Raw genomic sequence first — 12,488 nt, 5'->3', positions numbered from 1 at the left:
CGGAGGGGCCGGTTGTGTGGACGTAAAGCGTCAGCAGTCCACACAACCGGCCCCGGAGGCCCGTCACCGCACCCACAAACCACCCAGCCCGCCGCAGGCGCAACGGCGAGACGACCCGCGGCGGGACAGACGGGTACGTGGGAGGCACCGTAAAGCGTGGTCAGGCGCCATAAAACACGCGCTCGACGACGCTGCGCGCCCGTCGTGTGATCCGGCGGTAGTCGTCGATCATCTCGCCGCTGCGGCCGGAGGCCTCGTTGCCGCGGCTGTTTTCGGAGGGGCGGCGGCTGAGGCCGTCCTCGTAGCCGAGGTAGCGGCCGACCGCGGCCAGTTCCCGGCCGTCGACCGGGAACGTGTCGCCGGGACGGCCGCGGACGAGCATCACCGCGTTGCGGACCCGCGCCGCCAGCACCCACGCCTCGTCCAGTATCTGGGCGTCCTCGGTGGAGATCAGCCCGGCCGCGTGTGCGGCGGACAGCGCCTCGCGGGTGCGGGTGGTGCGCAGGCCGGGGATCTCCCAGCCGTGCTGCATCTGGAGCAGTTGGACGGTCCACTCGACGTCGCTCAGGCCGCCGCGGCCCAGCTTGGCGTGGGTGGTCGGGTCCGCGCCGCGGGGCAGCCGTTCGGACTCCATCCGGGCCTTGAGCTTGCGGATCTCGCGCACCGCCTCGTCGCCCAGGCCCTCGGCCGGGTAGCGCAGCGGGTCGACCAGCTCGATGAACCGCTCCCCGAGGTCGGCGTCGCCGGCGACCGGTTCGGCGCGCAGCAGTGCCTGGGCCTCCCACACCAGCGACCAGCGCCGGTAGTACGCCGCGTACGAGGCGAGGGTGCGCACCAGCGGGCCGCTGCGGCCCTCCGGGCGGAGGTCCGCGTCGATGAGCAACGGCGGGTCGGAGGACGGGAGTTGGAGCAGCCGGCGCATTTCGTTGGCGACCGCGTGGGCGGCCTTCGCGGCCTCCTGTTCGTCGGCGCCCTCGCGGGGTTCGTGGACGAAGAGGACGTCGGCGTCCGAGCCGTAGCTCAGCTCGTGGCCGCCGAAGCGGCCCATGCCGATCACCGCGAAGCGGGTGGGCAGGGTGTCGCCCCACTGCGCGCGGACCGCGGCGCGCAGCGCACCGGCGAGGGTGGCGGCGTTGAGGTCGGAGAGCGCGGAGCCGACCGCGTCGACGGAGTGGCCGTGGTCGGTGTCGGCGGGGCTGAACTCCGTGCCGTACGCGCCGATCACGTCGGACGCGGCGGTGCGGAACATCTCCCGGCGGCGCACCCCGCGGGCCGCCGCGACCGCCGCCTCCGCACCGTCCGCGCGGCCGACCGCGGCCAGCACCTCCTGTTCCAGGGCGGCGCGGCTCCGTGACTGCAGGCCGTCGGGGGCGCCGAGCAGGGCGACCGCCTCGGGGGCGCGCAGGAGCAGGTCGGGGGCGAGCCGGCCGGCCGACAGCACCCGGGCGAGGTTCTCGGCGGCCGCGCCCTCGTCGCGCAGCAGCCGGAGGTACCAGGGGGTCTTGCCGAGCGCGTCGGAGACCTTGCGGAAGTTGAGCAGTCCGGCGTCCGGGTCGGCGGAGTCCGCGAACCAGGCGAGCAGCACCGGGAGCAGGGTCCGCTGGATGGCGGCCTTGCGGGTCACGCCGGACGCCAGCGCCTCCAGGTGGCGCAGCGCGGCCACCGGGTCGGCGTAGCCGAGCGCTTCGAGGCGGTGACCGGCGGCCTTGGCCGACAGCCGGGCCTCGCCGGGCTCCAGATGGGCGACGGCATCGAGCAGGGGGCGGTAGAAGAGCTTCTCATGCAGTCGGCGCACTTCCCTGGCGTGCCACCTCCACTCCCTGCGGAGGGTGTCAACCGGCTCGGTCCGCAGTCCCAACGACCGTGCCAGGCGGCGCAGTTCGGCCTCGTCCTCGGGCATCAGGTGGGTGCGGCGCAGGCGGATCAGCTGGATGCGGTGTTCGAGGGTGCGCAGGAAGCGGTAGGCGGCGTCCAGGGCGGCGGCGTCCTGACGTCCCACGTAGCCGCCGGCCGCGAGCGCGGCCAGGGCGTCCAGGGTGGTGGCGCTGCGGAGGGTGGCGTCGCTGCGGCCGTGCACCAACTGCAGGAGCTGGACGGCGAATTCGACGTCGCGCAGACCGCCGGGGCCGAGCTTGAGTTCGCGTTCGACCTGCGCCGCGGGGATGTTCTCGACGACCCGGCGGCGCATCTGGCGGACGTCGGAGACGAAGTTGTCCCGCTCGGCCACCTCCCACACCATCGGGGCGAGCGCGTCGACGTACTCCTGGCCCAGGCCGAGGTCGCCGGCCATCGGGCGGGCCTTGAGCAGGGCCTGGAACTCCCAGGTCTTGGCCCAGCGCTGGTAGTAGGCGAGGTGGCTGCTGAGGGTGCGTACCAGCGGGCCGTTGCGGCCCTCGGGGCGCAGGTTGGCGTCGACCGGCCAGATCGTGCCCTCGACGGTGTTGTCCGAGCACAGCCGCATCATCCGGGCGGCGATCCGGGTCGCGGCCTGCAGTGCCTTGGCCTCGTCGACGCCGTCCTTGGCCTCGGCGACGAAGATGACGTCGACGTCGGAGACGTAGTTCAGCTCCCGGCCGCCGCACTTGCCCATGCCGATGACGGCCAGCCGGCACACCGCGGCGTCGCCGGGCGCCTCTTCGTAGGAGATCTGCAGGGCGGCGCGGACGGTGGCGGTGGCCAGGTCGGCGAGTTCCGCCGCGGCCTCGGCGACGTCGGTCGTGCCGCACACGTCGCGGGCGGCGATGCCGAGGAGGGCCCGGCGGTAGGCGGCGCGCAGCGCGTCGGCGCGGGGCCGGTCGGCGCCCTGCTCGCCCCAGATGCCCTCGGCGAGCGCCTGCTCGAACTCGGGGGTGGTCGGGTGCAGATCGGCGGACTCGTAGGTGACCAGCGACCGCCAGTCGCCGGGGTGGCGAACGAGGTGGTCGGCGAGCGCCTCGGAGGCGCCCAGCACGCCCAGCAGCCGGTCGCGCAGCGGTTTCGCGGCGACGAGGGTGCTCAGCAGCGCCTGCTGCTCGTCCTCCGGCAGCGCCTCCACCAGCCGGACCAGACCCCGCAGGGCCAGGTCCGGGTCGGCGGTGCCGCCGAACGCCTCCAAGAGGACCGAGTCGTCACGGACGGCTGCCAGTTCGGGGGCGTCGAGCAGTTCCCCGGCCGCCGAGGGGTCGGTGAACCCGTGTCTCAGCAGCCGGCCGAACGTGCTGCTCCGCCGTCCCTGCGGAGCGGGTAGTGCCATGGTCCAGCCTCTCGGGGGCGCGGTGGCTCAGAGCACGGGCAGCATCTTGCGCAGCTCGAAGGCCGTGACCTCCGAGCGGTACTCCTCCCACTCCTGCTTCTTGTTGCGGAGGAAGAAGTCGAAGACGTGCTCGCCGAGGGTTTCGGCGACGAGTTCGCTGCGCTCCATGAGCTCGATGGCCTCGCCGAGGTTCTGCGGCAGCGGCTCGATGCCCATCGCCCGGCGCTCGGAGTCAGTGAGCGCCCAGACGTCGTCGTCGGCGCCGGCCGGGAGCTCGTAGCCCTCCTCGATGCCCTTGAGGCCGGCGGCGAGCAGGACGGCGTAGGTGAGGTAGGGGTTGGCGCCGGAGTCGATCGAGCGGACCTCGACCCGGGTCGAGCCCATCTTGCCGGGCTTGTACATCGGGACGCGGATCAGCGCGGAGCGGTTGTTGTGGCCCCAGCAGATGTACGAGGGGGCCTCGCCGCCGGCGCCCGCGGTGCGGTTGGCGCCGCCCCAGATGCGCTTGTAGGAGTTCACCCACTGGTTGGTGACGGCAGAGATCTCGCCGGCGTGCTGGAGCAGTCCGGCGATGAACGAGCGGCCCACCTTGGAGAGTTGGTACTCCGCGCCGGATTCGTGGAAGGCGTTGCGGTCGCCCTCGAAGAGGGAGAGGTGGGTGTGCATGCCGGAGCCGGGGTACTCCGAGAACGGCTTGGGCATGAACGTCGCCTGGACGCCCTGCTCCAGCGCGACCTGCTTCATGACCAGCCGGAAGGTCATGATGTTGTCGGCGGTGGAGAGCGCGTCGGCGTACCGCAGGTCGATCTCCTGCTGGCCGGGGGCGCCCTCGTGGTGGCTGAACTCCACCGAGATGCCCATCGACTCCAGCATCGTGATCGCCTGGCGGCGGAAGTCCATGCCGACGTTCTGCGGGGTGTGGTCGAAGTAGCCGGAGGAGTCGCCGGGGATCGGCCGGGAGCCGTCCACGGGCTTGTCCTTGAGCAGGAAGAACTCGATCTCGGGGTGGGTGTAGAAGGTGAAGCCGAGGTCGGAGGTCTTGGCCAGGATCCGCTTGAGGACGTACCGGGGGTCGGCGTACGAGGGCGAGCCGTCCGGCATCAGGATGTCGCAGAACATCCGGGCGGTGCCGGGGGCCTCGGCGCGCCAGGGCAGGATCTGGAAGGTGCCGGGGTCCGGCTTGGCGATCATGTCGGATTCGTACACCCGGGCGAACCCCTCGATGGCCGACCCGTCGAAACCGATGCCCTCGTCAAAGGCCTGCTCCAGCTCGGCGGGCGCCACCGCCACCGACTTCAGGAATCCGAGCACATCGGTGAACCACAGCCGGACGAAGCGGATGTCGCGCTCTTCCAGCGTCCGGAGCACAAACTCCTGCTGCTTGTCCATGGGTCACCAATCCTTGCAGGTCAATCGGCCTGTCCACGTACGTCGAACGACGCGCGTGGCAACCAGTATCACGTGAGGGGGTTACCGTCACATTACGCACCCTTGGCCTGAACCAGAACCGCCGACCCGTAACCCCCGCTCCGCTTCCTTCCCGCATCCTTTCCCGCAGCGAGCAAGCTCAGCGCAGCCGGCGGCGGCAATCGGGCCGCTTGGTCCAGTCTTGAAGCCGCCCTGAGGGGCCGTTGACCAGCCGTTGAGCGGGGCGTTCCCCGCCGGTCGCCGACGGTTTCGGGTGGTGATCGGGCGGTGACCGGGCGGGGACGGGAGCGCTGGGGCGGGGCGGGCCGGCGCACCCGCTACCGGAGCGGGGTGGCGTCCCGGCCGGTGTCGGTGAGGTCCAGGACCGCGCGGGCCACGGATTCCGGGACGTCGGCCATCACCAGGTGGCCCGCGGGCGCGGCGACCGCGAACCGTCCGCCGAGCTCCGCGGCGAGCGCCCGCTGCCGCTCCAGCCAGCGCAGCCGGCCGGCGGTCTCGCTGCCGTCGTAGGCCGCCAGGACCGTCACCGGGACGGGTGGCAGCGGGCGGGCCCGGCGCAGCGCGGCGAGTTCGGCGGCCTGGTAGGGGTAGGTGGCGTTCTCCAGGACGCAGGCCCGGGCGACCCGGCTGGTGCGGTAGCCGGCCCGCTCCCAGGGGTGCGGCGGGTGGCTGCCGACCGTCGAGGCGCGGCCCACCAGGCGGCGGGCGGCCGGGCCCAGGGCACGCGGCAGACCGGCCGCGGACAGCGCCCCGGCCACCCCGCCCGCCCAGGCAGTCCGCACCGCCCGCGGCAGCAGGGGCCGCGGGTCCTCCTCGATGCTGCCGTCGACGAGGACGACTCCGGCGCAGCGGTCCGGGTGCAGCCGGGCGAACGCCTCGGCGTGGAACCCGGCGAGGGAGTGGCCGACGATCGTGGCCGGGCCGCCGTGGCCGAGCGCGTCGAGGAGCCGGGCGATCCGGTCCGCCTCGGCGGCCAGGGTGGGCGGCGCGGGCGCCCGGGCGCTGAGCCCGAGGCCGGGGCGGTCGAAGCGGACGACGGTGCGGTAGGGGGCGAGCAGCGCGGCGACCGCGTCCCAGTCGAACCACGCCATGCCGAGGCCGCCGCTGAGCACACAGAGCGGTCCTGCGCCCTCCGTCACGACGTGCAGCGGCACCCCGTCGACGCGCACGAACCGGCCGGGGGTGGGGAGGCGGTGGCTGCTCATCGGTGGGGGATCTCCTTCGCCTCGGTGACGGGTTCGGTGCGGGCCGCCCGGTCCGGCCGGGCCAGGTGGAGTGCGAGCAGCGCCAGGTAGAGGGCGACCAGCAGGACCTGGAACCGCTGGCCGGCACCGAGGGCCCAGGTGCCCCGGCCCGCGGAGAAGGCCGCGACGGAGGCCAGCGTCCAGCACGTGGCGGCCAGTTCGGCCAGCACCAGCCAGGGCCCGTAACGGGCGAGCGGCGACCGGCGGTCGTGGCGGCGGGCGGCGGCGGTCAGCAGGAGCAGCGCGGCGAGGGCGCCGAGCATCGCGCAGGTGCTGCTGACCGCGTGCGCGGTGTGGGTGGCCGGCACCAGGCCCGCGGTCTCCCGGGCCGCGCAGACCGGATCGCTGGTGGGGGCGCAGCTCAGCGGGAGCCGGGAGTCGACGGCGGTGGCGGCCCCGAAGACGGCGAGCGCGACCCAGCCGGCCTTGGCGGTCCGGCCGGCCGCCGGCGCGGGCGCCGTCACCCGGGGCGCTGTCACCCGGGGCGCTGTCGCCCCGGACGTCGTCACCTCCGTCGTCGTCACCGCGGACGTCGTCACTACGGACGCCCTCCCCGCCGCCGTCGTCATCGCCGTCGCCGTCATCGCGGTCAGTGCGCCGGCCAGTACCAGCAGGCCGGCGGTCAGGTCCGTGGCGCGGAAGAGGCCGCCCAGCGGCTGGTCGGCGGCGGCGAGTTCGCTGACGTAGGCGCGCACCGGATCGAGGCCGGTGGCGAGCACCAGCTCCAGGACCCACGCGGTGTAGGCCGCGGCGCCGAGCAGCAGCACGGCGGCGGCCACCCGGCGGCGGCGCACGGCGGCTGCGGCGGGACGACGGGTACCGGTCACGGACATCCAGGTGCTCGGGCGGACCCGGCCGGCCGTACGGGGGTCCCCGGCCGCGCCGGAGGTGCCCGGGGCCCGCCGGTGGGGCGGGAAGGCCAAGGATAGGCGGGCGACGCCCCGTTCGGCGGCGCTCCGGTGGAGGGTCATACCCCTCGGGGGTAGGGTGCCAACCGGCGGCTCCCTCCGGTGTCCGCCGTCCTCGTCGGGAGGTCCGCGATGCGTGCACAGGGCACGGCCGCCGCCGCGTGGTGCGCCCGGCTGCCGCGGTGCACGGGGACGATACGCGCGGGTCTGCTGCCCGGCCGGTGGCCGATATCCGCGCCACCGCGCCCCATACTCCTCGCCCTCACGTCGGTGCCGCGCGCCCGGTAGCGCGCCCCGCCACCGACGTCCCCGGGAGTCCGCGACGGAAGCTCCGTCAGCCGACTTGCAGCCGACCTTGCTCACACCGACACCGTTTCGAGGTGCTCTCTTCCATGCGCGATTCGCAGCGCCCTGCCCTGCACGATGACCCGTCCGGTGACCCGTCGGAACGCCCGTCGGAAGGCCCCTCGGACGTACGGCCGGAAGACCGGCCGGAAGGCCGGTCCGATGCGCCGGGTGACGTCCCTCCGGCCGGCCCGCGGACGCCCTCGCGGCGTGCCCTGCTCGGTGCCGGGGCCGCGGTCGCCGGCAGCGGGCTGCTCGCCGCCTGCGGCACGTCGGACACCGGCTCCGGACCGGACGTCAAGGCAGGTCTGTACGGCTCCCACCCCTCCCGCCGCCCCCACGAGTCCCCCGGCCCGCGTACCTCCCACGGCTCACACGGCTCACACGGAGCGGCCGGCAGCCCGGCGCCCCATGGCACCCACAGGGACCATGACGGGCACGGTTCCCACGATTCCCATGGCAGGCACGGCTCCCACGGCGGCGGTGGTTCCGAGGGGAGACCCCCGCGGGGCTATGTCGCCCCGGACGGCCCCGAGGTGGCCGAGTGCGAGCGCAAGCGCAAGCGCGGCTCGGGACCCGTCCGGCACTTCACCCTGACCGCCGCCCCGACCCGGCTCGAACTGGGCGGCGGCCGGACCGTCAGGACCTGGGCGTACGGCGACGAGCTGCCGGGCAAGGAGATCCGGGTCACCGCGGGCGAGCGGATCGCACTGACCCTCCACAACCACCTGCCGCAGTCCACCACCGTCCACTGGCACGGCCTGCACGTGCGCAACGACATGGACGGCGTCCCGGACCTCACCCAGCGGGCCGTCCGGCCCGGCGGCTCCTTCGACTACCGCTTCACCGTCACCGACCCCGGCACGCACTGGCTGCACCCGCACGTCGGCGTGCAGCTGGACCGCGGGCTGTACGCGCCGCTGATCGTCGAGGACCCCCGGGAGCCGCTCTCGTACGACCGGGAGTGGGTCGTCCTGATCGACGACTGGCTCGACGGGATCGACGGCCACACCCCGGACGCACTCCTGGCCGGATTCCTGAAGCGCGCGGGCCGGCACGGCGGGGGCATGGGCCACATGGGCGGCATGGGCATGAACATGGACATGGGCGACGACGGGAAGGGCGGCGGCGGGACCGCCACCCGGCACGGGCACGGTCACGACGAGCACGACGGGCACGGCGGACATGGACACCGGCACGGGCACGGCAAGGGCGACCACGGCCACGGTCACGGCTCGCCGCGGCGGCCGTTCGGCCGGCGGCGGCTCTGGGGCAACCCGGGCTCGGTGGACCATCCGCTCCACCTCATCAACGGCCGTACCGCCGGGCATCCGCACACCTTCCGCGCCCGGCCGGGCGACCGGATCCGGATCCGGATCATCAACGCGGGCGGGGACACGTCGTACCGGGTCGCGCTCGGCGGCCACCGGATGACCGTGACCCACACCGACGGCTACCCCGTACGGCACGCCAAGACGGACACGCTGCTGCTCGGCGTGGGCGAGCGCTACGACGTCCTGGTGACCGCCAAGGACGGCGCCTTCCCGCTGACCGCGCTCGCCGAGGGCAAGCGGAACCGTTCCGCGCTGGCGGTGCTGCGGACCGCGAGCGGCGCCGCGCCCGGTCCGTCCGACCGGCCCGGGGAGCTGCGCGGCAAGCTGATGACCGCGGACCGCCTCAAGGCGGCCGAGTCCGTACTGCTCTCCGCGCGCCGCCCCGACCGGGTCATCGACATGACCCTCACCGGCAACATGGCCCGGTACAACTGGGCGATCAACGGCCGGCCTTACTCCCCGTACCAGCGCTATCCCGTGCGGTCCGGTGAGCGGGTGCGGATCGTCTTCCGCAACCACACCCGGATGTGGCACCCGATGCACCTGCACGGGCACACCTTCGCGCTGCCGCACGGCGGGCCCCGGAAGGACACCACGATCGTGCTGCCGGGGCGGCAGCACGCGGTCGATTTCGACGCCGACAACCCGGGGCTGTGGATGGTCCACTGCCACAACATCTACCACTCGGAGTCGGGGATGATGACGATCCTGGGCTACCGCTCGTAGGGATCGGACGGGCGGCCGGCGCCCTCCCCCGGACGCCGGCCCGGCTCTCCCCTTCCGCCTCTCCCGCGCCTCCCACACCGCCTTCTCCCGCCCCCGCGCCGCCTTCTCCCGCCCTCCCGCCCCACATCGCGTCAGAAAGACGATTACACTGGCGGAGTGCCTCAACTCCGCCTCGCCCTCAATCAGATCGATTCCTGCGTCGGCGACCTCGCGCAGAACGCCGAGACGATCCTGCGCTGGACCCGGCACTCCGCCGACCAGGGCGCCCATCTCGTCGCGTTCCCCGAGATGGCGCTCACCGGCTATCCCGTCGAGGACCTCGCGCTGCGCCCGTCGTTCGTCGAGGCGAGCCGGGCCGCGCTGCGGACACTGGCCGGCCGGCTGGCCGACGAGGGCCTGGGCGAACTCCCCGTCGTGGTCGGCTACCTCGACCGCTGCGAGCAGGACCGGCCGCGCTACGGACGCCCGGCCGGCGCCCCGCAGAACGCCGCCGCGGTGCTGCACCGCGGCACGGTCGCGCTCTCCTTCGCCAAGCACCACCTGCCGAACTACGGCGTCTTCGACGAGTTCCGCTACTTCGTGCCCGGCGACACGCTGCCCGTCGTCCGGCTGCACGGCATCGACATCGCGCTGGCCATCTGCGAGGACCTGTGGCAGGACGGCGGCCGGGTGCCGGCGACCCGCAGCGCGGGGGCCGGGCTGCTGCTGTCCATCAACGCCTCGCCGTACGAGCGGGACAAGGACGACACCCGTCTGGAACTGGTCAGCAAGCGGGCGCAGGAGGCCGGCTGCGCCACGGCCTACCTCGCCATGATCGGCGCCCAGGACGAGCTGGTCTTCGACGGCGACTCGATCGTGGTGGACAAGGACGGCGGGGTGATCGCGCGGGCGCCGCAGTTCGCGGAGGGCTGTGTGCTGGTCGACCTGGACCTGCCCGCGGCGGCGCCGGAGCCGCCGGCGGGCGTCCTGGACGACGGGCTGCGCGTCGACCACCTCGTGCTCTCCGCCGACCCGCTGCCGGCGTACCCGCCGGAGAGCCCCGGCGGGCAGGCCGAACGCCTCGTCGACCTGGAGGAGATCTACACCGCGCTGGTCGTCGGCCTGCGCGCGTACGTCGCCAAGAACGGCTTCCGCAGTGTCGTGGTCGGTCTCTCCGGGGGCATCGACTCGGCGCTCGTCGCCACGATCGCCTGTGACGCGCTGGGTGCCGCGCACGTCCACGCGGTGGCGATGCCCTCGCGCTACTCCTCCGAGCACTCGCTCACCGACGCGGCCGAACTCGCCCGGCGGACCGGCCTGGCGTTCCGTACCGTTCCGATCGGGCCGATGTTCGACGCCTACATGGACTCGCTCGGTCTCACCGGTCTCGCGGAGGAGAACCTCCAGTCGCGGCTGCGCGGGACGACCCTGATGGGGATCTCCAACCAGGAGGGCCACCTGGTCCTCGCCCCCGGCAACAAGTCCGAGCTGGCATGCGGCTATTCGACGCTCTACGGCGACTCGGTGGGCGGCTACGGTCCCATCAAGGACGTCTACAAGTCCGTGGTCTACGAGCTGGCCCGCTGGCGCAACCAGGCCGCCGCGGACCGCGGCCAGACCCCGCCGATCCCGGAGCACACCCTCACCAAGCCGCCGAGCGCGGAGCTCCGCCCCGGTCAGGTCGACACCGATTCGCTGCCCGACTACGACGTCCTGGACGGGATCCTGGAGCTCTACGTCGACCGGGACCGCGGCCACGCCGACATCGTCGCCCAGGGCTACGACGCCGCGCTGGTCACCCGCGTGCTGCGGATGGTCGACCACGCCGAGTACAAGCGCCGGCAGTACCCGCCGGGCCCCAAGATCTCCGCGAAGGGCTTCGGCAAGGACCGCCGGCTGCCGATCACCAACCACTGGCGCGAGGGCCGCTGAGGGCCCTCGCGGCGGCCGGTCCGCGCCGACCGGATACGAGGTGCCGGCCGGTTACGACCCGCCGCCGGTCCGGGCGCCTGCCTCGGCCGGTGCCGGGGCGTCGTCGCTGCGGGCCACGATGCGCGAGGGGTCGTGCGGGGCCCGGTCCAGCAGGCCGGCGGTCACCGCGACGGCCAGGCCGAGGGCGGCCAGGACGGCGCCGACCAGGGCCGGGGAGGTCCAGCCCCAGCCGGCCGAGAGGGCCAGCCCGCCGACCCAGGCGCCGCCCGCGTTGGCGAGGTTGAAGGCGGACTGGTTGGAGGCGGCGGCCAGGGTGGGTGCCTGGTGGGCCTTGTTCATGACCAGCATCTGCAGGGGCGTGGTGGTCAGGAAGCCGATCGCGCCGACCAGGACGACGGTGACCATGGCGGCCCACGCCACCGGGGCGGTGAAGTGCAGGGCCGCCAGGACCAGGGCCAGCGCCGCCAGCGAGCCGTAGAGGGTGGGGCGCAGCGCGCGGTCGGTGAGCGGGCCGGCGGCGAGCGCGCCGAGGGTCATGCCGATGCCGAAGAGCGCGAGCACGAGCGGGACCGAGCCCTCGGCGAGGCCGGTGACCTCGGTCATCATCGATGCGAGGTAGCTGTAGACGGCGAAGATGCCGGCGAAGCCGAAGACCGTGGTCAGCAGGCCGAGGAGCACCTGGCGGTTGCCGAGGGCGCGCAGTTCGCGACCCAGGCCGGCGCGTTCCTCGACGGGCAGCGGCGGGATCAGCCGGGCCAGCGAGGCCATGGCGACCAGTCCGATGGCGGCCACGATGAGGAAGGTGGCGCGCCAGCCGAGCCGCTGGCCGAGCAGGGTGGCGGCGGGCACGCCGACGATGTTGGCGATGGTCAGGCCGAGGAACATGGTGGCGACCGCGCGGGCCTGGCGGCCCTCGCGGACGAGCCGGGCGGCGACCACCGCGCCGACGCCGAAGAAGGCGCCGTGCGGGAGGCCGGCCAGCAGCCGCCCGGCGATCAGCAGCCCGAAGTTCGGGGCGAGGGCGGAGGCCAGGTTGCCGACCGTGAAGACCGCCATGAGCAGGACGAGCATCCGCTTGCGGGGGATGCGGGACCCGAGGGCGGTCAGCAGCGGGGCGCCGATGACGACACCGAGGGCGTAGGCGGAGACGAGGTAGCCGGCGGTGGGCACCGAGGTGCCCAGGTCGTCCGCGACGTTGGGCAGCAGGCCCATCATCACGAATTCCGTGGTGCCGATACCGAAGGCCGAGATCGCGAGTGCGAGCAGAGCCAAGGGCATGGAAAACCTTTCGGGGACGCGTTCCGTACGTGCGAGCGGAGACGTGGACGTGCGTGGCACCCAGCGCGTCACAGGCGATCGT

Annotated in this window: 7 protein-coding genes; 2 read left to right on the top strand and 5 right to left on the bottom strand. The window is 73.8% G+C overall.

Going from position 1 to position 12,488, the window contains the following annotated elements; genetic code table 11:
- Positions 1–160 precede the first annotated feature (160 nt).
- The 4 genes from V2J85_RS40060 to V2J85_RS40045 all read right to left on the bottom strand — a co-directional run bounded on the left by V2J85_RS40060 (position 161) and on the right by V2J85_RS40045 (position 6,737).
- Positions 161–3,232, bottom strand: coding sequence for a bifunctional [glutamine synthetase] adenylyltransferase/[glutamine synthetase]-adenylyl-L-tyrosine phosphorylase (locus tag V2J85_RS40060; protein ID WP_330824328.1), 3,072 nt, complete (start codon positions 3,230–3,232; stop codon positions 161–163).
- Between the two features lie 27 nt (positions 3,233–3,259).
- Complete coding sequence (gene glnA, locus V2J85_RS40055) at positions 3,260–4,621, bottom strand: type I glutamate--ammonia ligase (RefSeq protein WP_261951874.1); 1,362 nt, start codon at positions 4,619–4,621, stop codon at positions 3,260–3,262.
- A 356-nt stretch (positions 4,622–4,977) separates the two neighbouring features.
- Positions 4,978–5,865, bottom strand: coding sequence for an alpha/beta fold hydrolase (locus V2J85_RS40050; RefSeq protein ID WP_261951873.1), 888 nt, complete (start codon positions 5,863–5,865; stop codon positions 4,978–4,980).
- Complete coding sequence (locus V2J85_RS40045) at positions 5,862–6,737, bottom strand: DUF998 domain-containing protein (protein ID WP_330824329.1); 876 nt, start codon at positions 6,735–6,737, stop codon at positions 5,862–5,864. Before V2J85_RS40045 ends, V2J85_RS40050 begins: the two co-directional genes overlap by 4 nt.
- A gap of 467 nt (positions 6,738–7,204) precedes the next feature.
- Here V2J85_RS40045 and V2J85_RS40040 point away from each other — a divergent pair, with 467 nt between their 5' ends.
- Both V2J85_RS40040 and V2J85_RS40035 read left to right on the top strand, forming a co-directional pair.
- Positions 7,205–9,217, top strand: coding sequence for a multicopper oxidase domain-containing protein (locus tag V2J85_RS40040; RefSeq protein WP_330824327.1), 2,013 nt, complete (start codon positions 7,205–7,207; stop codon positions 9,215–9,217).
- A gap of 156 nt (positions 9,218–9,373) precedes the next feature.
- Positions 9,374–11,128 carry an NAD+ synthase gene (locus tag V2J85_RS40035; protein WP_261951871.1) on the top strand — a complete coding sequence of 585 codons (1,755 nt, stop codon included), beginning with the start codon at positions 9,374–9,376 and terminating at the stop codon, positions 11,126–11,128.
- 51 nt (positions 11,129–11,179) lie between these two features.
- On the opposite strand, the gene V2J85_RS40030 is transcribed toward V2J85_RS40035, so the two are convergent.
- Positions 11,180–12,406, bottom strand: coding sequence for an MFS transporter (locus V2J85_RS40030; RefSeq protein ID WP_261951870.1), 1,227 nt, complete (start codon positions 12,404–12,406; stop codon positions 11,180–11,182).
- Between the last annotated feature and the right edge of the window lie 82 nt (positions 12,407–12,488).

The organism is Streptomyces bugieae (assembly GCF_036352915.1).
Classification (GTDB): domain Bacteria; phylum Actinomycetota; class Actinomycetes; order Streptomycetales; family Streptomycetaceae; genus Streptomyces; species Streptomyces endophytica.
Note: the sequence above shows the minus strand (reverse complement) of the source record. Positions and strands in the feature narration are given on the sequence as shown.

Coding starts and splice junctions, on each gene's coding strand:
- V2J85_RS40060 (WP_330824328.1), bottom strand. CDS start 3,232: ATGGCACTACCCGCTCCGCAGGGACGGCGGAGCAGCACGTTCGGCCGG.
- glnA (WP_261951874.1), bottom strand. CDS start 4,621: ATGGACAAGCAGCAGGAGTTTGTGCTCCGGACGCTGGAAGAGCGCGAC.
- V2J85_RS40050 (WP_261951873.1), bottom strand. CDS start 5,865: ATGAGCAGCCACCGCCTCCCCACCCCCGGCCGGTTCGTGCGCGTCGAC.
- V2J85_RS40045 (WP_330824329.1), bottom strand. CDS start 6,737: ATGTCCGTGACCGGTACCCGTCGTCCCGCCGCAGCCGCCGTGCGCCGC.
- V2J85_RS40040 (WP_330824327.1), top strand. CDS start 7,205: ATGCGCGATTCGCAGCGCCCTGCCCTGCACGATGACCCGTCCGGTGAC.
- V2J85_RS40030 (WP_261951870.1), bottom strand. CDS start 12,406: ATGCCCTTGGCTCTGCTCGCACTCGCGATCTCGGCCTTCGGTATCGGC.